This window comes from Microbulbifer variabilis, assembly GCF_020524905.1.
Lineage (GTDB): Bacteria > Pseudomonadota > Gammaproteobacteria > Pseudomonadales > Cellvibrionaceae > Microbulbifer > Microbulbifer variabilis_A.
In genome coordinates this window covers 98,080-119,835 of the sequence record NZ_JAIVKI010000014.1, presented here as the reverse complement: position 1 = coordinate 119,835, position 21,756 = coordinate 98,080, and the positions used below count along the sequence as shown (strand labels likewise).

Below are 21,756 nucleotides of genomic sequence, written 5' to 3'. Positions count from 1 at the left end.
GTCAGCTGCTGCTACTTTGGGCTTGAGTGGGGCTTTCGCCCCACTCTGGGTCAGTGAATTGGTAGCTGGTTCCTACTTCAAAGCACTAAGCGTACTATTTGGGCAGTAAGACAAAGGTATTAAAAGACCACTTCTTCTACTTCTCGCGCCAGGTCTTCAGCTTCAGAGCGGGAGGCTTTGGCGACAATCTCCTCTACACTGGTAGATTCGGTATTCATACCACCAAAGGCGTTGAGCAGATCCCGGATCAAGGCTGAGATTTCCAATGTCATTACCGCGAAATCGGCATCGAAGCGCTGTGCTGCACTTTCGGCATCGGCGTTATCTGCTTTTTCCAGTAATTCATCGCTAAACTTTACCCGTTTCAGGGAGAGTTGATCATCTACCAGGAAATCGACCCCACCGCGCCAAACCAGCCCCAACTTGTGCACCTGCAATCCGGCAACCAGGTGATTATGAATTTCCTCGGCACATAGGTCTTGGTTTTTGCAGCGGATCACGCTACCGCTGTCCTTTGGATCACGCAGTTCACATTCGTGGCCGAAATCAAACTGTACGGGGGCCTCGGGAGCGGTAAGCCAGTGGGTCATAGCCTGCTGAGGAAGGTTTTTGGCTGATAGTGGCACTACCGCGAGGCTGCTAATGGCCTCACGCAGGTTTTCCAGCAACTCTTCAGCGGCGGAGGCAGAGGAAGCATCTACCACAACCCAGCCCTCCTGCGGGGCGATATAGGCATAGTGCAGTCGGGAGCGGGCAAAAGCCTTGGGGCGCATTTCCAACAGTACTTCGTCTTTGAGGTTTTGACGTTCCTTACGGCCCACCTGGCGGGCCTCTTTCTCAGAAATCGCCTGGGCCAGCTCTTCCACTTTCTCATTGATAACAGCAGCTGGTAGAACTTTCTCCTGCTTCTTGGCGCAGACCATCAGGTAGCCATTGGTGGCATGTACCAGCTGGCTGCCGTGTCGGCCCAGGGGAGAGACCCAGCCGTAGCGGGCGCTGTCCTGGCTGCCGCAGGGCACAAATGCCTGGGCTTCCAGAAGCTCGTTTAATTTTTCGGCATCCAGGGAGAATTCTTTGGTTAAGCGGTAAATACGAAGGTTCTTAAACCACATACATCAGGCCATTGGTGTTCAGTTGTGAGTGCGGCCGTTAATTATGCGGAAACTGGGCCGTTGCAGCTAGTGAGCTGTTTCCAAAAGACGAATTGCCTATTTTTTGTGCGTCTCTTGAGTTGGGTTGGAGTGTAAAGGGAATAGGGGGAGTATGGGCGCTCCCCCGGTGGCTGTAGGTTATTTTTCCTTTAGAAGACTGGCCATAACAGGGCCCGCTTCCCTATGAAAGTCCTCGGGGTTGAGTTCCAGAAGCTGCAGCGCGGTTGCGGCCACTTGGTTCTGGTAAAGAGTAGGGCCGCCAGATAGCTCCCCAAATCTTTTAAAGTCCGGGCCCAGGGTTGCCAGCCAGATTTCATCGGACCCGGGTATGCCATCTTTATGTGGATGATCGGCATTACCGAAGTATTGGGTTAGGGCTGGGCCACTGGCGTGGTGCGGCCATGCCTCAGCTGCATTGCCGCGTCCATGATCTACTGTAATGATCAAATTGGTATTGTCCCTATAGCCTTCAATGGATTGCAAAGTCTTCCACAGGTCGGCCAGGATAGCATCGCTGCGGTGGGCTGAATCTAGGTATTGGTGATACTGCTCATCGTGGGCAAAATCATCGGTTTCTCCCAGGGCGATATACAGTACTCTGGGTTTCTTCTGAATTAAGTATTCCTTGGCCAGCCCCCAGGTAAAGGCGTCGGGTCTTACATCGGGCCAGAACACCGGTAATTGTTCCTGAAGCTCATTAAGAAATCGAGCGCGTTGTGAAAGGTGTGGCCAGTCTGCTGTTTCTAGTCCAGCATTGATAAAAACACCGCTGCGTTCACGGTTGATAATGGCTGAGAAAGCTCCCCAGCTGCCAAAAACGGCCACGTGATTTTTAAAATGAGGTTTGCTATTGAGCCATTCAAGAAAGGTGATATTTAAATTGGGTACTGGATCATTGGAATTTATTTTTGGATCCGCACGTCCGGTTAAAATTTCATTATATCCAGGGTAGGAAAACCACCAGCCGTTAGTGATATTGGCCAGGGAATTTTTATGACGATTGCCAACTAATGTTCCTTTTTGTTCTACAGTGCTCCACAAAAAAGGCAATAACTGTTTGCGTTTTTCTTCTACAGATTTGCCGCCAAAGCGCTTAATCAATTGCTGTTTATTTTCGGTATATTTTTTGTGATCGATAAGCTCAGGGTCGTATCCATTGAACACCTCTTGCCAGCGAAGGCCATCGATGGTTACAAGGACCAGGTTGTCTGCGGCATAAGAGGCAGTAGAAATTGCCATTGCCAATAGAGTTATGAGAAATGCTTTCATTAAGGAGTCCTTTACGGGCATAGTCCTAATTATTTATTCTTTGCTTGGTAATGTGCCTTAGAACCGCTGGGCGCTTATAGATATTAACCCGGCTGACAAAGAAGTGAATGGATTAACTTGGCGATTATTGAAGGTTTGCGCGGATAGGCTCCAGGCAGCCAATGAAGAGGTGCCTGGAGCCGGGTGCAGATTTAGAATTCTAGGGTGGTAGATAGGGAAACAGTGCGTGGTGCGCCTATCCAGGCTCCTCCGGATACCACTGTGCCCAGGTAATCCTCATCAAATAGGTTGTTGACTACAAGATTAAGGTTCAACCCACTGAGGGCCGGGTTGAGATCTACTAGATCCAAGCCGAGGTAGGCATCGGTCACCATATAGGCGTCGGCTACCCAGGTGTTGTCCAGGTCAACATGGCGATCTCCGGTATATTTACTGGAGATACCACCGTAGAAGATTTCTGAATTCCAATCCAGGCCAATTACGAGCAGGTGATCGGCAATACCTACAACATCATTACCAGGGGTGAGACCCAATGTTTCGTCCACGGTGGCATCACCTGTACCGATATAGGTGGCGTCGATCTGGGTATAGGAACTATAAAGGTTTAGCGAATCACTGATGTCGTAATTCAGTGATAACTCCAAGCCACTGGATTCAATTCCCCCGGCGTTAAAGTAAGTGCCATTGGTGCCGATCAAGTAGTTTTGGCCGCTGGCACTGTTGTTATCCAGGAAAATGATACGATTTTCAAACTCATTTTTGAAATAGGTGCTGGTTAAGGTCAGATTATCACCGGCATAGCGCAGGCCGATTTCGATAGTTTCGGAAGTTTCTGGTTCAATGTTATCCAAATCGGATTCTGGTCGTTCCAGGATACTATCGCTAATGGCCTTAAAGTTTTCGGCATAACCGGCAAATAACACGATACCCTCTACAGGAGTTTCCCAGATTAGGCCGGTAGATATCAGGATATCGGAGTCTGAATTGATATCTGCATTAGGGGATTCATTAAATAAATCTTTGCGCTCTACATCCACAAAGAACTGCTTGGCCCCCAGGGTCAAGGTGACAGTATCAATGGTGAGAGCATCTTGCAGGTACCACTTTTGGGTTTCCTGAGGGTAGCTGCGATCGTACTGAATCCAATAGAAGGTGGCATCGAAGCCGGCTCCTTGGCTGGCATCGCTGATCTTATGCCAGTCACGGTATTCATCACGGGTGGCATCTTCATACCAGATTCCGCCGCGCAGGGTATTTTCATAACCGGCAATGTGGCTATTGTAGGTAAAATCCAGAGTTAGGCCTGCGCGTTCTTTTTCATAATGCGTATGGCGATAAGACATTACGGGGATGGCGTCAGCGGAATAGCAGCGCGGATCGTATTCCTTCCCAGAAGGGCCATAAATATTATTCACTGAGAAGGGGCAATTTTCCTCAGGCGTGAGAGCATTGCCTCTGGCATCTACAAAATAAATCTTTTCTAGTTGTGTACCTCCAGTTGCTATGGTCCCCCCGAGGAACTCGGATTGGCCGTTATTGCCATCATCAGTGATATTGACCAGATAAGGGGGTATCCAGTCTCCGCGTCCTTCATTGCGGTGATAGTAGATTCCCCCTTCTACATTAAGTTGGTCAGATAGGTCAAAATCTAATTGGGTGTAGGCCAGCAGGTTCTCGCGGATGGTGGACCAGCCGCGGCGATAGAGTTGATCGTTATAAGGAACCCCGGTCCATTCGCCATTGAGGAAATCATTTTCTGGGTGTTCTTCAAATTGTGCATTTGAGTAAACCCGCTGGTAATTGTCCTCGTGAATATCATCGTAGGAAATATAAGCTTTGATAGAGCCTCTCTCCGATCCGCTTACCAGTTTAGCGGCGATATGCTCACGTTCATTCTCGGCCGTTTCAGTGATCCAGTCGGTGGTTTCCTGAGTGGAATAGGAAATCCAGGCTTTACTATTGCCGGCAAAGGTGCCGGTATCGAAACGGTAGTAGAGGCGTCTCGCATCGAATTCCCCTGCGGCAAGTTCCATGCGGCTGCGGCGGTGATCGCTCGGGTCGTCAGTGCGGTAATCGATTGTGCCACCTAGGGCTTCATGGGAGCGAGAGGCAATGTCTGCGGTACCTTGGGATACTTCTACCGAGCCGATATTGGCGGGATCTACGAAGCGATTTGCCTTGGAGCCCCCGCCATAATTGGACCCGCCATTGGGAATGCCATCTATGGTAGTACCGATTTGCTGCTCATCCAGACTGTTGCTAAATCCCCGCACGCTGATATTGGTAGACCAGTCATCAAAACCGTAAGTATCACCTTCATTGACAGAGACTCCGGGCAGATTGTCGATCAACGCATTTACGCTGGTTATAGAGGACTGCTGTTTGCGCATAGCTTCGGAGACTTCACTGCTGTTAAAAGTAGCGCCTGCCCCTAAAACAACCACTTCATCTATTTGGTCACTACTAGCCTGCTGCGCTATTAAAGGATTTGCGTTGGTCAGAGTGATAATAGCAATGGCCGAAGCCAAGCAAGTTCTTCTGGTTTTCATCGGGCAACTCTTTTGTTGTTATCAAATTATTTCCGGCGCGGGGTATTTATATGCCCGACGCGTTTTGCGCGTACATTGACGGCTTCCGATGAAAAATTCCTGACAGACTCATGAAACTCTTTTGACCAAATTGTGTAGAGATAGGGATAGTCTCGGATTCAGGAGGGGGCTGATGCAGGCGATTGAAGAACGCAAGGAAATGGGTTCAGAAGGGATTAATGAGAGTGTGAAAAAAGCTCAGTATAAACGTAACGGAGCTGTGTTTGGCCCCTCCCCACAGATGATACATCTCAGCTGCGGGAAGGGTGGCTAATGAGCAATCAGGAGGCGATTTTCAGAGAAATTCCAGTGCAAGCTTCAAGTGCATTCCAAATTACTCGCACTACTGCGTTCCAGACTTTCTCTATGGTTATGGCGAGGAGGCCACGCAGAGTTTTGGCAAAATTCAAGGCCATTTCCTCAATAGAGTCCAAAAAATAATCTCTTAGATCATCATCAATTTCCCCTTCGGTAATGGCTTTGGCAATCATTTTTGCCTGTAAAGCCAGAGCGGATAACTGACGATCTGAAAAACCGCGAATTTCAGTGACGTCATGCTCGATAACGGTAGAGGCTGCATCTTTTATATCGGATATCAATTGGGCTACGTCCAGTATCATGGCAAAGTCCTCAGCGGTTTAGGAATGATTCGTAGGTTAGAGCCTGGTCCATAGAAATTACGATTTCATTTTTGAAAAGAGCCACAACTGTAGCGCGAAGCCCTTTGTCCTCATCTTCTTTACGCATGCGATTTAGGCTAATGGAAATTTTTTCCAGAGAATCGACACTGGGTGGCTGTTCGTTGAAGGCGATATCAGCTCCAGTGGAATTGAGATAATTGTTGATTTTTTTGAGTGTATCCTTATTCGGGATTGGCCGAGTGTTAGATTGCATTGCCAGGGCATCAATCTTGCCAATTAATGCGTGGTAAGTTTGATTTCTCTCCGTATAAGAGTCTTTACTAGTGCCGTAGGAAACCGAGGAAAAGAACTGCAGGATTTCAGCGTTCACCTCGGTTAAGTCTGAATAGAGTTCCGCATCGTATCTGGGAGCCAGCTGGGAACAGCCGCTGATGACTAGAGCTAGAACTATGTAAAACAGAGCTGAAGCTATCTGGGATGGGTTGGACAACATCTGCACACTCCTTGCTGTTGGCATGTTGTAGGTATTGTGGTTTCTATTATGAGTTAGTAGCAGCTGTTTGGATTGCTGCCATTTTTCATATTACGTTAGGCCGGCTCCATGGCTGATTCACTTTCAGTCGAATCAACCTTGAGGGATTCCTGTCGCTCAAAATATGACAACAGAAGCCTGACCGCTTCCTGGTTGTCGAAATAGCGCGAGTGCACTTTCGCTGCAATTTTATCTGGGAAAGTACCATAGGAGCCGATTACCTTCTCATAACAATTATGCACTTTTGGTACGGCTGAGCCACTGGCAAACCAGTCTGAGTGGGATTTGATATCAATCCATTCGATCAAGTCATCGCGCCGGGATAATTCCAGAACTTCATTTTGCAGCCAGGGAGCCTGCTTACCTAGAACTTCGATTAAAGAACCCATAGTTAGAATACGCACAGGAATACCGAAGGAGGGGAGATCTGCAAACAGGTCCACGGTGACGACGCTACCAAAACTATGGCCAACGATGGTCACCGATTCATAATCCCCCAGGGCAAGGCTACTTTGCAGCTGCTCGCGTACGCGCCGAATAATCTCAAAGCGTACTGCGGGTTTGCCACGGGCTGCAGGTTCATTCGTTAAGTAGCGCTTACAGAAATCCGAGATGTCCACCAGCAGGGAAACCGGCATCAGGGCTACAACGGCTGTTGCCACTGCCCAGATCCGCCAACCGCCTATATATTCAACAGACTTTTTTATTTCCTCGACCAGAGAGAAGAATGGGCTATCCGCCGAGGGTTCTATAGCTTCCACAAATAAGATAATGGTACCCAGGTACCAAACAGTGAAGGCTAGTGCAGATAGGGTTAGGCCAAAAGTGAGGTACTTACGCCGCAATACCCCTTTCCATATATGCAGGTTTGCGAGCCAGAACCAAATGAGCGAGAAACCCCTGGCCAGGCGTGTCTTTAGTGTTTGTTGGGTGATGCTGGGTACCAGGTCGTTCCAGTAGGCTTCAACCAAATCCAGTTCCATCTCTTGCCCAGCTGTGGTGGTTCGCAGGCGTTGAACCCCTGGGGGGATTGAGGGGGCGGCTATATGGGCGAGCGGCATGCGTTCACTGGCTGCAATCAAGCCCTCGGTAAACTCTGAAAGTTGTGCAGTGCTGGTGACCCTGGTAAGCCCTGGGACCAGCATAATCAGGTTTCTTTTCATGATACTTTCCAATGATTGTTTTGACCCACGGGTTTGTTCTTTCTTGGAGTTAACGCCCGGAGTTCAATGGCCTGTAAAGACCGTTTATTTTTTCGATTGATATTATGTTAAGAAACAAACTTCCTTTGTCTCTAGCGCACCGGTGCAGGGCTATCCGTGGCATATCCCAGTGCCGCAATTTCAATCTGGGATAAACGTTAACCAGATCAAGAGGCGTGATAATTATGGGACTTGGTACTTATAGAGTGAGTCTTGTTCGATTTATATGTGATAGAAGAAGAGTTGTAAACAGGAAGTTTTTCAACAATAGGGATTGTACTCTGATGGTGGCCTTAGATGATGATACTGGGCACAGAGATGTAGGAATAGTGATTATTGCCACCCCAGATAAGTGCTAGTAGTGGCAAGCTTGATAGAAGAAACAGATTAATCAACTACATCTAGTTTCAGTTGTACAAGAGCAAACTTATTCCCATTAAGATCTTCAAGGTGCGAGGTTTTGGCATTGAGATCTGCGAGTCTGCCTTTAGTGGAATCTGTTCCATTATTTGCCAGGTGTTGATATTCACTATCAAGTCGTGTGCAAATAACCACACAGGGCTGGCTAGCAGCTTGACTGCCAACCTGTTCACGAGTGCATTGGGGGAAGTTAGTGGACGCCAGATTCCCATGTATTTTTGTTGAGGTAGGTGGGGGTGAGCAAACCTTAATGGCGGTGTCTCTGATTCAACAAATAGCTTGAGGTCGAGTTTATTTCGGTAAAATATAGCTTCTTTATTGTCATTAAAATTTATAACCAGCCATCCTGTTGGGTTAAAAAGCCTCGTCCTTTTGATTGGCTACAGAGGGTTGGTAATCTTGCTAATCGGCTTTATAGAGGTGGGTATTACAGTAGCTTGTACGCGAAAAAGTATTAAGAAGGATGTGCTGCCAAACATAGTTTAATCATACATAATCAATGATTAATTGTGGATGAAATAATGCACTGATATTTATCTCATTTTAAAGGAGTCATATCTTCCTGCAGAATTGGGTTGCTAGAACTACCGCTAGAATTGCTATGAGTTGCTTTAAATATAAGCATTTAAGCGCCTTTTTAGGGGGGTACGGTTAGATGGGGGTATTTAGTTGAATCAGTTTCGCCCCTTTCCTCTTTGGGCCGTTTATTCTTGCCTGCTAAAGCTAGAATTGGCCTTTGAAGATTGTTTGATTGGCCTCGAATAGGGGTTGTGAAGTAATTCGTCACTATGCGGGGAAATATTCAAGAGGAATTTTAAGATATGGATATCAATAAAAAAGTAGTCGCCAAAAAATTTGCTCGTAACCTGTTGGGCGGTGCTTTGGCTGTAACTATTGGCTTGAGTCTGGGTGAGGCCAGTGCCTGCACTAGAATTTTTTATGAATCAGGTGATGGAGATTATATTACTGGTCGCAGCATGGACTGGAGTGATACCAAGGCGGCGATGGACTTTTGGTTGTTTCCTAAGGGTATGCAAAGGAATGGAGGTGTGGGAGAGGGGTCAATAACCTGGACTTCGAAATATGGCTCGGTGGTGATCAGCATTTATGAAGCGGCAACTTCCGATGGGCTTAATGAGGCTGGATTAGTAGGAAATCTTCTCTATCTGGCTGAAGCTGATTATGGAAATCCAAAAAAACGTGGTAAGCCTACAATCTCGGTTGGGGCCTGGCTTCAATATATTCTGGATAATTACGCAACCGTTGATGAAGTAGTTAGGGCCATGGAGGCTGACCCGTTTACAGTGGTGGGAACTAATCTACCTGATGGGACTCCTGCCTCGGCTCATCTTGCGATCTCTGATCCCAGTGGAGATTCAGCCATATTCGAGTATATCAATGGGAAGTTACAAGTACACCATGGTAAACAATACAAGGTGATGACGAATTCTCCGGTATATGATCAGCAGCTTGCAATTAATACATACTGGAGTCAAATAGGTGGTGATAATTTTTTGCCGGGAACCATAAGTGCTGCTGATCGATTTGTTCGTGCCAGTTTTGCTCTTAAGTCTTCCCCAAAATTTAAAGACCACCGCGATGCAATTGCCTCTGTATTTTCTCAGGTGCGCGCCATCAGTGTGCCTTTGGGGATGAGTAGTCCAGGGAAGCCTAATATTGCTTCGACACTATGGCGTTCAGTAATAGATCAAAAGAAGATGCGTTATTACTTTGATTCTGTGATTAATCCCTCGGTGGTATGGTTGGACTTCAGTAATTTAGATTTCAAAAATGGGGCGAAGGTTTTATCCATGAAGATGGATACTCCCAGCGATATTGGGGGGGAGATCTCTTCGCAATTAAAACCAGCAACACCTTTTAAATTTCTTGCACCAAAAAGTTAAGCTTTCTTGAAAGGAAGCCATTGTTGGTGGGCCTTAAGGTAGGTTTTAAAGTAAGCTTTCGAGAGTACGCTAGATTGCGTTCTTATAAATAGGGGTGGATATGCAAGATACAATGACCATGCGCAATATGCAGCGCCCTGAAGTCGATGTCTTGGTGAACTGGGCGGCTCAAGAGGGTTGGAACCCGGGAGTACATGACGCTGAAGCTTTTTGGCAAGCGGATTCAGAAGCATTTATCGCTGCACTGGTTCAGGAAAATATGATTGGTGGGGGCTCCATTACCTCTTATGAAGGCAAGTATGGCTTTATGGGGTTTTTCATCGTAAAACCGGAATATCGCGGGTTGGGATTTGGTCGTAAGCTCTGGTATCACCGTCGTCAGCGAATGCTTGAGCGATTAACTCCGGGAGCCTCCGTGGGTCTGGATGCCGCATTTCAAATGCAGGATTTCTATGGGGAAGGAGGTTTTGAATTCTCCCATCGCAACTTGCGCTTCAGTATGGATGAACCTCTAAGCAAAGCTATAAATGGTGCTAGGGATTATGAGATTTGTCCTCTCGCTGATATTCCTTTTGATCAGCTATTGCAATATGACCTGACCTGCTTCCCTGCGCGCAGGGAGAAATTCTTGCGTACTTGGTTGAGTCAGGAGGGAACCCAGGCTCTGGGTCTGATGCAATTGGGGAAACTCTGCGGTTATGGCGTTATTCGTCGCTGTGCAGATGGTTATAAGGTGGGGCCCTTATTTGCCAACAACGGTGAATTGGCCGAAGCTCTATTGAGAGAGTTATCCAGCTCTGTGGAAGGTGGTCCAATATTTTTGGATGTGCCAGAAAATAATCCAGAAGCTATGGCCTTGGTAAAAAAATATAACATGAAAGAGGTTTTCGGTTGTGCGCGTATGTACCTTGGTTCTAAGCCTGATATTGCTAATGAGCGAGTTTTTGGCGTGACTACTTTTGAGTTAGGTTGATGAATGAGCGCGATCTGGAGGGCTATGCTGGGTATCCCCCAGACCCCAAGTGGCCGAATGGAGCCAGGATAGCCGTTCAATTTGTGCTGAATATTGAGGAGGGCGCTGAATCTTGTGTTTTAAATGGTGATAGTCAATCCGAAGCCTATCTACATGAACTTTTCGGTAGGGAGCCACGCTTAGGGGGAAGAGACCTCAGTGTTGAAAGCATGTATGAGTATGGTAGTCGGGCAGGTGTATGGCGTATTCTTAATATTTTTAATTCCAATAATCTCCCGCTAACGGTATTTGCCTGTGGGTTGGCTCTGGAATTAAACCCAATACTTGCAAAAACATTGGTAGCTGCCGGTCATGAGCTCGCTGGACATGGGTATCGCTGGTTAGATTATCGGCACATTGGCGAAGAGGTTGAGCGTGAACATATAAGAAAAACGCGTAAAAGCATTGAAAGACTGATTGGAGAGAAAGAAATTGGCTGGTATATCGGCCGCACTAGTGTAAACACACGTAGACTCCTCGGGGAGATACCGGGCTTGCTGTATAATTCGGACTCCTACAGTGATGACTTACCTTATTGGAGCAATACGCCAAATCCTTGGTTAATTATTCCCTATACCCTTGTAAGTAATGATGTTCGATATCTTCTTCCAAACGGTTGCGCCTCGGCGAATGATTTTTTCCATCTTTTAAAGGATAGTTTTGATCTTCTCTGGCTGGAGGGGGAGAGTCAGGCAAAAATGTTGACGGTTGGATTGCATAGTCGTATCAGCGGTCACCCGGCTCGAGCCATGGCTTTGCTCCGTTTCCTAGATTATATTCAGGGTTTCGAAAAAGTATGGATTTGCCGGAGGGCAGATATTGCCAGACATTGGATTTCTCAGTATCCGCCTTAGAAAGGGTGAACGACTAATCTCATAATATCCCTGGTGGCGTAACACCTATTGGAATTTTTGGGTGGGTGTTTCTTGTTGGAAAGGAGCTGGCAGCTATCGAGGATCTATAGTTCTGCCAGCTGACTAATATCTTTTTTTGTTTGGTGAAATTGCTACTGTCAATACTGACCGCTAGCGACTGAAATGTTTCCTTCCTTTTGTTGTTTGTAGATTGTAAATGGAAGTACAGCTGTATCAGTTGCGGTAGATAGTACGCTATCTAAGAGGTACACGCCAAGAAGTAGGTCGACATTGATCGATTCGCTATCTGAATGCATTTTACACATATTGTAAGAAAGCCCGCTGTAGACTCTTGGAATGAATTCACAGTTGGACTTCTGCCTTTTCAAATTTGCAGAAATTTCACGATCTGTGCTGGAGAGGGTGGTGAAAGTCCCACATCCTGTTAGTAAAAGCGAGCAAAGAGCCAAGGTTAGACTTCTCATTGATATTATTCCCTTAAAATATTTAGAAATGATAGCTAAACTGTAGTTTTAATTCTACATGATCTGTGAGTGAGCTATCTTTGTTTGCCTTTAGTAGAGCCCTTCCTGGTACATACTGCTTAAGAGGTTGGGTTGATCATGTTCATTAAGAAATAAGTGTGAGATCCTTTGATATTTCAGGGCTCCTTTTTCTCTTAAATCCTGATGATCACTTGTTGTTTGTTGGTAGGGAAAGAAAGCTTTGCTTTTATAGGTGTAATATTCTCAAATTATTTCTATTGTCATTTTGGTAGGTCTAGGGGGTTGGATGCAGGTTTTAGATCATTCTATGTTTATCTCTTGTTTACATTGTCAACGAGGCGGTCACGACATAATGAGTGTTGGGCCAGGTGATAGTTAAGTAGTTTATGCTTGTTAGGCCATCATATAAGCCTGCCAGACATATTGTGTGCCTAGGTCAATACGGTTACTTGAATTTACAGGTGTGGATACGAAAGGGGGGTAGGCAAAAATCAAACCTTTCATTGTTTCTTCCGTGTTTTGTTAAGGCGATGGTATTGACCTATAGCATTCTGGGAAAGTTCCGTGGCTATTTATTTGGTGTAAGAGTTTTATAAAAAAATGCACGACTTCTATAAAATAAAATATATTCTATTAATTTCTTGGCGCACCAAAAGCTGAAGTTGATAAGGTCGACTGAACCTTTTGGTTCGAGTTGGCTGGTAGGTATTGCCTGCCCTCAGAAATAGGTTCTGGCGGGCAGGCAATTAATAGGAAGAGTGCTGCTAGAAATCAGTCAATGGGCTAAGCACCTAACTAGTGACCAGCCGGAATAGCCTGCACAACTTTAATAAAGTAATCCCAGAAGTTGGCCACGCTCTGGATATGCACTCTCTCTTCGGGTGAATGGGCACGGCGGATAGTGGGGCCGAAGGAGACCATATCCCAGTTGGGGTATGGTTTGGCTAAAAGTCCACATTCCAGGCCGGCGTGGATGACTTTTACTTCTGCATTTTCCCCTGTCATTTCCTTATAAACCTCCCTCATCATGGCAAGAAGTGGTGATGTAGGGTTTGGTGTCCAGCCGGGATAGGCATTATCCAGTTTGGCTTGTGCGCCGGCGAGTTCGAAAGTGGCGGCGACATCGAGTCCGTGCTGATCTCTGGCGCTGTCGGACAGGCTGCGCACCAGGCACTGGATATGTACTTGGTGTTGACCGTCTTTTTCCAGGGTGACCACACGGGCCAAGTTGTTAGATGTGTCGGCAATACCCTCCAGAGCGGTACTCATACGCTCTACACCGTTGGGGCAAGCGCGAATAGCACGAATTAACTTCAGTTGACTCGCTTCGTCCATGACATTCGCCGGTTCTTCGGTTACTTCTAAGCAGATTTCCAGAGCTGCTTCGTTATCGAGTTCGCGAGCAATTTGAGCGCTCTCATTCTTAACAATTTCTTGAAGCTGTTTCTGCGCGTTGCCAGGTACGATCAGAGTACTGAAGAACTCACGCGGAATAGCATTGCGCAGGCTGCCACCGTCGAGGTTGGCAATACGTAATTGGGGGATGGATCGAAGGGCGATATCAATAATGCGGTTGGCGATTTTATTGGCATTACCGCGGCCCTTGTCGATATCCAGGCCTGAGTGTCCTCCGCGCAGACCACGCACTGCCAGTTTAAAAGCCACAGCATCAGCCATCAACGGTTCGGCGCTGTAAGGCAAGGTGACATTAACATCAACCCCACCGGCGCAACCGATGTAGAGCTCCCCTTCATCTTCAGTGTCGAGATTCAGCAGCAAGTCTGCTTCGAAATAACCGGGTTTTAGGTTTTTGGCCCCGGTCATGCCCGCTTCTTCATCAATGGTCAGTAGTGCTTCCAGGGCCGGATGGGGGATCTCTGTGGATTCCATTAGGGCGAGGATAGCGGCTACTCCGATTCCATTGTCGGCGCCCAGGGTGGTACCTTCGGCGGTAACCCACTCGCCATCGATATAGGGTTTGATGGGGTCTGTCAGAAAATCATGGTCTGTATCGGCATTTTTCTGCGGCACCATATCTACGTGGCTTTGCAGGGCCAATGTCTTGCGGTTTTCCATGCCGGGTGTGGCCGGCTTTTTTAGGATGACATTTCCGATTTCGTCGAGCTGAACCTCTAAACCACGATTCTTGGCAAAATCCACAATGTATTCGACAACGCGATCTTCATGCTTGGATGGACGGGGGATTTCACAGAGCTTGGCGAAGTGTTTCCATAGTGGTGTGGGGTTCAGCTCAGCAATATTGCTCATTGGTGGCCTCGAGTGATTGTTATTGGGTTGGCTTTATGCACTGCCCTAAAAATGGGGCGGTTTGGGCATAACAGTAAAGAGCCCAGCGGGTGCCGGGCTCTTTGGGGCTTATTTATCCGCAGCGGTGTCGCCCGGCGAGCTCTCCTGTATGAGCTCGAGAGAGATACGGCGTTTATCGACATCTACAGAGGAAACTTTGACCTTAATAGCCTGCTCTAGCTGGAAACTTTGCTCGTTGTAGGTGAGGGTCAGGTGCTTGCCGTCAAAATTCGGTAGATTCTTTTTATCCCCGTTTAGGCGAACAAACCCATCGATTCCAAATTCATCCAGACGCACACCGAGCCCGGCACCATTGACCAGGGTGATCTTGCCGGTGAACTCTTGTCCAACTTTGTCCTGCATAAACTGGGTATAAAGCCATTGTTCGAGGGCGCGATTGGCCTGACGGCCGCGGACCAGGCTTTCCTGCAGGGATTCGATCTGCTCATCGCTCAGCGCCACAGCAGTGTTGCCCTGTAGGGCGGCACGCAGTACCCGGTGGTTGTGCAGGTCATTGTACTTGCGGATAGGAGAGGTCACGGTAGCGTAGGATTCAAGACCCAGGCCCAGATGTGCCCCAGCTTTGTTGTCTAGCTGGCCTGGGCGCAGCATACGTTTCAGTACCGCCAGCAAGTTTTGCATCTGAGCATCGTCATGGTTTTCCAGCTGCTTAACCAGGGCCAGGTAATGCGGCAGCTCGCTGAGGTCTTGCTCTGCATGCTCGGGCAGTAATTCCTTTAGGAGGCTGCGTACTTCACCCATGCGCTCCTCGCGGAAGCCCAGGTGTACCGAGAAACAGCCCTGTTGCAGTTCTGCCAGCTTGCCGCCGATGCTGATATTGGTAGCGAGCATGGCTTCTTCCACCATGCGCTGAGCAACATTGCGCTCCTGCTTTTCGATACGTGCGATCTTGCGTTTGTCGTCGAGGTGAATTTCGTAGTCAGGGCGGTCTTCCATCGCCAGAGAATGACTTGCGCGATAAGCAGAGCGGGCTTCATAAACGGCAGCCAGGTTGCGCAGGCTTTGTTTCTGCTCTTCCGGTACAGCGGATTCGTCGCCCTCGATAAACTGGCTCACCTGGATGTAGCTCAGCTTGTGCTGAGAGCTGATCGCGGCATACTCGTAGCGGCTTTCGCCAAGGCTGCCATCACTGTTGATATCGATATGAACCACCAGGGCTGGGCGTGGTTCTCCAGGCACTAGGGAGAACAGATCTTCACACAGGTTGCGCGGCAACATCGGTAGGGTTTCACCGGGCAGGTACTGGCTGTGAGCGCGCTCGAAAGCCTCTTTGTCCAGGGCGCTGTCGGCCTCAATTACACTGGAGGGGTCGGCGATGGCAATATGCAGGGTCCAACCGCCATCGCTTGTGCTGACGGCGAGAGCGTCATCCATATCGAGGGTGCTTTCCGCATCGATAGTGGCAAAGCCCAACTCGGAAAGATCCTGGCGTTCAGCGATGACTGAGGAGAGTCGCGCGCTGATTTCTTGTGCCTGGGTTTGTGCCGCCTGGCCAAACTGCTCGGGCAGTTTGAATTGCGCTACCACATAGGCATGCTCAATACCGGGAATATCGGGTTTGCCAATGACCGCTTCCACTTTTGCCTGGGCGCGGCCATCTTTAAAGGGATGTCGATTGATTTTGCAGGCGATAAATTCACCGGGCTGGGCCTTGCCGCGGGCCTTGGGTGGCAGGAAGATCCAGCGCGACAGTCCGTTTTGGCTGGGCTGAATAAAATGCCCTTGGCCCCGCTGTACATATTGCCCCACCAGATAATCCAGCTGGCTGTCGATCAGGGCATCCAGCTCAGCGCTGAGCTTGCCCTTCTTTTCCTCGCTGAGGCTGACGCGAACACGATCACCCGGGAAAACCCGTTCCATCTCGTTGGGAGGCAAAAAAGCCTCGCGTCCATCCTCCAGCTCCACAAAGCCAAATTTGCCGTTGCTGCCGCGAACCCGGCCCTCGGCAAACTCCTTACTGGAGCGAATATCTGTTTTCAGTTGTGAAAGTTGTTTCAGAGCGTCGGCATTCAGCATCGAGTTTATCTCTCGGGTCGATTTAGGCGCGGATTCTACCAGACCAGGGTGAAGCGGGTAACAGGGTGCTGGGGTAAGAGAAAATATCCCAGTTTGATTCAGCGCAAAGGTACTAGGTTGAAGTAGCAGTCAAGATTGATGACTATACGGCCCTCTATATTTCCGCAAGGTTAATTATCCTAAAAGATGATAATTTGTGTGAGAATTTAGCTATTACAGCGCTGTTCTGTGCAAAATATGCAAACTTTATCTGCCGAAGCTAGATATAATCTTACCCCTAAATAAAAACAGATAAGGGCTGTGGTTGTTCCCCAGCTGTAGAACCGGCCTTCCGGAGAGGAACAGTTAATGAGTATTTTTTCCCATTCCGCCTACGATAAACACGAACAAGTGGCGTTTTACCAAGATGCTAAGAGTGGCCTCAAGGCAATCATCGCGGTTCACAATACGAATTTAGGTCCCTCCCTGGGTGGCTGCCGCATGTGGCCATACGCCGATGACGGTGAGGCTTTGAATGATGTTCTGCGCCTGTCCCGTGGGATGACCTATAAGTCCGCTATGGCAGGTTTGAAGCTGGGCGGCGGTAAATCAGTCATCATCGGCGATCCACGCAAAGAAAAAACTCCTGAGTTGCTGCGTGCCATGGGTGAATTCATCAATACCCTGGGCGGCCGATATATCACCGCAGAGGATTCCGGTACCAGTGTTGCCGATATGAGCATTATCGGTGAGACCACCGAGTACGTATCCGGCCTGTTTGCGGGCTCTGAGTACGGCGGCGACCCTTCTCCCTCCACAGCATACGGTGTGTTTGTCGGCCTTAAGGCTGCGGTTGAGCACCGCTGGGGCAAAACTGACCTCGCAGGTCTAAAGGTTTCCATTCAGGGCGTTGGTAACGTCGGCTTCCGCCTGGGTAAGCTGTTGAAGGAGGCCGGTGCTGAGCTGTTTGTGACCGATATTTTCCAAGACAATATCGACCGCGCAGTAACCGAGCTGGGTGCTATTGCCGTTACCGCCGATGAGATTTTCGATCTGGATGTGGATCTGTTTGCCCCGTGTGCTATGGGTGCCATCCTTAATGACGACACCATTTCCCGCCTGAAAGTGGGTGCTGTGGCTGGTGCAGCCAATAATCAGCTGGCTGAGGAGCGCCACGCGGCTGCTCTGCGCGAGAAAGGTATTTTGTATGCACCGGATTACGTGATCAATGCCGGTGGCATTATCGATGTTTACTATCAGCAAAAGGGTGACTACGACGCCGCAGAGGTGCGAGCCCACATCGAAGAGATTGGCAGCACCATGAAAGAAGTGTTTGAGCGCGCGGATGAGACTGGTGAGACCACAGCGCATGTGGCCGACCGTATTGCTGAAGAACGCTTTGGACACCACTCTGTGACTGGTGATACGGAGAACAAGTCCGGTACTGTGGCTGCATAACTTTATTCGGCACGGGAGATGTGCCGATGACCTGATCCCTGGTGATAGGCATCATCGCTTCTCTCTGTGATGTATTTATTTGGGCACTTTAGTGCCCATTTTTTTGTCTCAAGGTTGATGTAGTGACCTGGTATCTCATTCTGGTATCAGGTTTGTGGCTTATTACTGCGGAAGGCAAGCCGGTAAATGGATTGGATACTGGCCTAAACTTGCCATCCTGAATCCGCGGATATCACTAGGGAGTGACTATATGGGCTTGCGTCCAGTGTTCTTCAGTATCGTTATCGCTACCGTCGGTCTCGCCGGTTGTGACCAGTCTAACGACAATACGCCCCACGCTCTTTCCGTGGACAAGGAAGCTGCTGCCAGTAGTAAAGAAGCGGCTATTGATCAGAAATCTTTAGTGCCAGCGCCGAAACTGGACATCCCATTTCACAAGGAAGTTCTCCCCAACGGCCTGACCGTCATTGTGCACGAAGACCGCAAGGCCCCGGTTGTCTCCACCAATATCTGGTACAAGGTGGGTTCCAAGGATGAGCCGGAGGGCAAAACCGGCTTTGCACATCTGTTTGAGCACTTGATGTTTAACGGTAGTGAGAACTTTCCGGGTGAGTACTTCGAACCCTTTCAACGCTCCGGTGCCACCGATATGAATGGCACCACCAGCAACGATCGTACCAATTACTTTGCCACAGTTCCCAAAGGCGCTCTGGATATGGCCCTTTGGATGGAATCGGATCGAATGGGGCACTTCCAGGGCGCCATTACCCAGGATGTGCTCGATGAGCAGCGCGGGGTGGTAAAAAATGAAAAGCGCCAGGGGGAAAATGCACCCTATGGAAAGGCATTCGACATTATCGCCAAAAGCACCTTTCCTGCGGACCACCCCTATTCCTGGACGCCTATAGGCTCCATGAAAGACCTGGACAATGCCAGTCTCGAAGACGTTAAAAAGTGGTTTGCGGATCACTATCAACCGGCCAACGCCACCTTGGTGATCGCGGGTGATATCAGCGTCGATGAGGCGATGGCTAAGGCGCGCAAATATTTTGCGGATATCCCCAGTACCAAGGTGCAACCCCGCATCAAAAACTGGGAGTTGCCCACCCAGGTGAACAAGCGGGAAGTTGTGCACGATCAGGTGCCGCAAACCCGTATTTACAAAGTCTGGAATGTACCGGCAGTTGGCAGCGAGGAAGAGCATGCCTTGGAGTTGATGACTTCCCTGCTGGCAAATCGTAAAAACTCTCTGCTGTATCGCCGTCTGGTTCGGGATGAAAAAGTGGCGACCAGTGTGAGTGCTTTTTATTATGGCCGCCAGTTGGCTGGACAGCTGATTATTGTGGTGGATGTAAAACCGGGTCAGCCTATCGACAGAGTGGAAAAACTGTTAAATAAGGAATTGCAGCAGTTTGCCAAGAATGGTGTCAATGCAGAAGAGCTGCGCCGGGTAAAGCAGGGTGAGTTCGCCGATCTGGTGAAAGGCCTGGAAAAAACCGGTGGTTTTGGCGGTAAGAGCGATATTCTCGCCCGCTCGGAATTTTATTACGGTGATCCCGGTGCACTCCTGAAAGGCGTTGAGGACTACGCAAAGGTTTCTGCTCGCGAGGTGCAGGATGTTGCCGAACAGTGGCTGAAAGATGATTCTTACACCTTGATTATCGAGCCCCAGCAACAGTACACCGCAGCATCCGTAGGAGCGGATCGCAGCAAGCTGCCGGAGGTCGATAAAAATGTAGAGCTGGAGCTGCCCAAACAGCAGAATTTCACCTTGAAAAATGGCCTGAGGGTCGTTTTGGCTGAGCGCCACGATACACCTGTAGTGCTGATGAATTTGCAATTTCGCAGTGGCGCTTCCGCAGATAAAAACAAGCCCGGGCTCGCTTCAGTGGCCGCACAGATGCTGAATGAAGGCGCCGGCAATCTGGATAGCCTGGAGTTCAGTGCCAGGGCCGAGGAGCTGGGCGTAAGTATCAGTGGCGGCAGCGGTCTGGATTACAACTCCATCAGCATGAGTGCTCTTAAGTCTCAACTGAAACCCTCCCTGGAGCTATTCGCCAAGGTGGTGACAGAGCCGAGCTTCCCTGAGTCTGATCTTGAGCGTGTTAAGTCCAACCGCTTGGATGCCATCGCCCAGGAAAAGGCGCAGCCGCAAGGGCTGGCTCTGCGCGAGTTACCGCCACTGCTCTTTGGTGCTGAGCACCCCTACGGCGCGCCCTTGACCGGCTCAGGCACTCCTGCGGGTATCAAATCAATCACCCGCGAAGACCTGGTAAATTTCCAAAAGACCTGGGTGCGCCCGGATAACGCGACGCTCACCATTGTTGGTGATGTGACGGAAAAAGAGATTGAACCACTATTGAATGAAACTTTGGGTGGTTGGAAAGCGCCTAAGCAGGAATTGCCAAAAATTGATGTAGCCAAGGTGACACGCCCGGAAAAGGCCAGGGTTTACCTCCTGGACCGCCCCGGCGCTCAACAGAGCTATATTATGGCTGGGCTGGTAATGCAACCCTGGCAGCCACAGGGGGCGGAAGCCTTTGAGGCAATGGCAAATACGATTGCCGGTAAGTTTACCTCTCGGGTAAATATGAATCTGCGCGAGGATAAGCATTGGTCCTACGGAGCCCGTGCGGTTTCCATGGATACGGAAGGGCAGAGACCGTATATTTTATTCGCCCCGGTTCAGACCGATAAAACGGCCCCTGCGATCCAAGAGTTGATCAAAGAGTATCGAGAATATTTGGCTGATCGACCGATTACAGAAAAGGAGCTGGAGGACTACCGAAACGATGAGGTGCTTAAACAGAGCGCTCGTTTCCAAACCAAGGGACAGTTGCTTTCCAGTATTAACTGGCAGGTGGAAAAGGGCTTGCCGGAAGATTACATTGCCGAATACCCACAGCGGGTTACCGCGCTAAATAAAGAGCAGGTTGAGGCTTCCGCGCAGGAATTTCTCGCCCCGGATCAATTTACCTGGGTAATTGTTGGCGACCTGGATAAGATTAAGGGAGAGATTGAAGCGCTAAATATTGGTCCGGTGGAAGTTTTACCCGCGAAAGATTAACAAATAGGTTAATGCCACAGAATAAATGCCCCGGTCTCTTGAGAGTCGGGGCATTTTTTTATGGCGTCTGATGGGCCTTTGCACAGCGGTAGAACTTATTTTCTCATCAGAACTCAACAGGCCTTACGGCTAGGATCGCTCAAAGCTCACTTTAGGCCTTAAAGCTCGGGCGCTGCTTGAGTTGTTCACGCCAGCGGATTAAGTGGGGGTGTTTTTCAGTATCTGGACGCAGGTTTTGCACTTTACCAAAATCCAAGCTACAAACCATGCTGATATCCGCTACGGAAAAATAGTCCCCTATAAGATATTCGTGATCCGAGAAGTGGTCATTCAATATACCCATAAACTTCATTGCGCGCTTGCCGGAATCCTCGCCGAATTCTGGGTAGACATTCATGCGGTCTTTGAAAAAGCCAGATACATGTTGGAAGCACATGCCCACGGTAAACATTAAATTGAAGTCGGCACGGCGATTCCACATTTCCACCAATGCCTTTTCTTTCGCATCGTGGCCAAACAGTGCAGGTTCTGGATGTAGTTCTTCGAAGTAACGCTGGATGGCTACAGATTCGGAGATATAAGTGCCATCATCCAATTCTAATAAAGGGACTTTTTTGTTGATATCTTTACTTCGATAATCGGGGCTGAGATTCTCGCCTTTGGTGATATCTACGTGGGAAAATTCAACTTCGATACCTTTTTCCACAAGATACATGCGAACTCGACGACAATTGGGGGCGCTTGCAAACTCATAGATTTTCATAGGGCTTCCTTTCGCCTCGGCGATTACGTTAAATTGAGTAACTTTCTATAAAAACATTACAAATCT

16 protein-coding genes are annotated in these 21,756 nt (G+C 48.7%); 6 read left to right on the top strand and 10 right to left on the bottom strand.

All coding sequences use genetic code 11. The features are described from left to right. Positions 1–119 precede the first annotated feature (119 nt). From rdgC to LC073_RS15615, 3 genes are all read right to left on the bottom strand, one after another. Positions 120–1,112, bottom strand: a complete 993-nt coding sequence (gene rdgC, locus LC073_RS15625; protein WP_226648247.1) for a recombination-associated protein RdgC — start codon at positions 1,110–1,112, stop codon at positions 120–122. A gap of 177 nt (positions 1,113–1,289) precedes the next feature. Next, a complete protein-coding gene (locus LC073_RS15620) occupies positions 1,290–2,420 on the bottom strand; it encodes an alkaline phosphatase family protein (protein ID WP_226648246.1) in 1,131 nt (376 codons plus the stop codon). 191 nt (positions 2,421–2,611) lie between these two features. Further along, the gene (locus LC073_RS15615; protein WP_226648245.1) at positions 2,612–4,969 is read right to left on the bottom strand and encodes a TonB-dependent receptor domain-containing protein; all 2,358 of its coding nucleotides are present in this window, start codon (positions 4,967–4,969) and stop codon (positions 2,612–2,614) included. Between the two features lie 172 nt (positions 4,970–5,141). On the opposite strand from LC073_RS15615, the gene LC073_RS15610 reads away from it, so the two are divergent. Beyond that, complete coding sequence (locus LC073_RS15610; protein WP_226648244.1) at positions 5,142–5,282, top strand: hypothetical protein; 141 nt, start codon at positions 5,142–5,144, stop codon at positions 5,280–5,282. A gap of 7 nt (positions 5,283–5,289) precedes the next feature. Here the strand turns inward: LC073_RS15610 and LC073_RS15605 are convergent, their stop codons facing one another. From LC073_RS15605 to LC073_RS15595, 3 genes are all read right to left on the bottom strand, one after another. Next, positions 5,290–5,628: a hypothetical protein gene (locus tag LC073_RS15605; protein ID WP_226648243.1), complete on the bottom strand. Its 339-nt coding sequence runs from the start codon at positions 5,626–5,628 to the stop codon at positions 5,290–5,292. Positions 5,629–5,638: 10 nt separating this feature from the next. Continuing rightward, the gene (locus LC073_RS15600; RefSeq protein ID WP_226648242.1) at positions 5,639–6,142 is read right to left on the bottom strand and encodes a hypothetical protein; all 504 of its coding nucleotides are present in this window, start codon (positions 6,140–6,142) and stop codon (positions 5,639–5,641) included. Between the two features lie 95 nt (positions 6,143–6,237). Continuing rightward, on the bottom strand, positions 6,238–7,344 hold the full coding sequence (locus tag LC073_RS15595; protein WP_226648241.1) for a hypothetical protein: 1,107 nt from the start codon (positions 7,342–7,344) through the stop codon (positions 6,238–6,240). A 1,280-nt stretch (positions 7,345–8,624) separates the two neighbouring features. Between LC073_RS15595 and LC073_RS15590 the strand changes: the two genes are divergently transcribed. The 3 genes from LC073_RS15590 to LC073_RS15580 all read left to right on the top strand — a co-directional run bounded on the left by LC073_RS15590 (position 8,625) and on the right by LC073_RS15580 (position 11,573). After that, the gene (locus LC073_RS15590) at positions 8,625–9,707 is read left to right on the top strand and encodes a linear amide C-N hydrolase (RefSeq protein ID WP_226648240.1); all 1,083 of its coding nucleotides are present in this window, start codon (positions 8,625–8,627) and stop codon (positions 9,705–9,707) included. Between the two features lie 100 nt (positions 9,708–9,807). Further along, a complete protein-coding gene (locus LC073_RS15585) occupies positions 9,808–10,680 on the top strand; it encodes a GNAT family N-acetyltransferase (protein ID WP_226648239.1) in 873 nt (290 codons plus the stop codon). Further along, positions 10,680–11,573, top strand: a complete 894-nt coding sequence (locus LC073_RS15580; RefSeq protein ID WP_226648238.1) for a polysaccharide deacetylase family protein — start codon at positions 10,680–10,682, stop codon at positions 11,571–11,573. Before LC073_RS15585 ends, LC073_RS15580 begins: the two co-directional genes overlap by 1 nt. 158 nt (positions 11,574–11,731) lie before the next feature. Here LC073_RS15580 and LC073_RS22005 read toward each other — a convergent pair whose 3' ends face one another. The 3 genes from LC073_RS22005 to LC073_RS15570 form a co-directional block, all read right to left on the bottom strand. Continuing rightward, complete coding sequence (locus tag LC073_RS22005) at positions 11,732–12,058, bottom strand: YceK/YidQ family lipoprotein (RefSeq protein WP_413231454.1); 327 nt, start codon at positions 12,056–12,058, stop codon at positions 11,732–11,734. An 816-nt stretch (positions 12,059–12,874) separates the two neighbouring features. Further along, complete coding sequence (locus LC073_RS15575; RefSeq protein WP_226648237.1) at positions 12,875–14,347, bottom strand: aminoacyl-histidine dipeptidase; 1,473 nt, start codon at positions 14,345–14,347, stop codon at positions 12,875–12,877. Between the two features lie 108 nt (positions 14,348–14,455). After that, on the bottom strand, positions 14,456–16,423 hold the full coding sequence (locus LC073_RS15570) for a VacB/RNase II family 3'-5' exoribonuclease (protein WP_226648236.1): 1,968 nt from the start codon (positions 16,421–16,423) through the stop codon (positions 14,456–14,458). A gap of 348 nt (positions 16,424–16,771) precedes the next feature. Between LC073_RS15570 and LC073_RS15565 the strand changes: the two genes are divergently transcribed. Further along, on the top strand, positions 16,772–17,860 hold the full coding sequence (locus tag LC073_RS15565; RefSeq protein WP_226648235.1) for a Glu/Leu/Phe/Val dehydrogenase dimerization domain-containing protein: 1,089 nt from the start codon (positions 16,772–16,774) through the stop codon (positions 17,858–17,860). Between the two features lie 250 nt (positions 17,861–18,110). Further along, positions 18,111–20,927: a M16 family metallopeptidase gene (locus LC073_RS15560; RefSeq protein WP_226648234.1), complete on the top strand. Its 2,817-nt coding sequence runs from the start codon at positions 18,111–18,113 to the stop codon at positions 20,925–20,927. A 151-nt stretch (positions 20,928–21,078) separates the two neighbouring features. Here the strand turns inward: LC073_RS15560 and LC073_RS15555 are convergent, their stop codons facing one another. Next, entirely contained in the window at positions 21,079–21,690 is a 612-nt protein-coding gene (locus LC073_RS15555; protein WP_226648233.1) for a glutathione S-transferase family protein, read from the bottom strand. Positions 21,691–21,756: the final 66 nt, after the last annotated feature.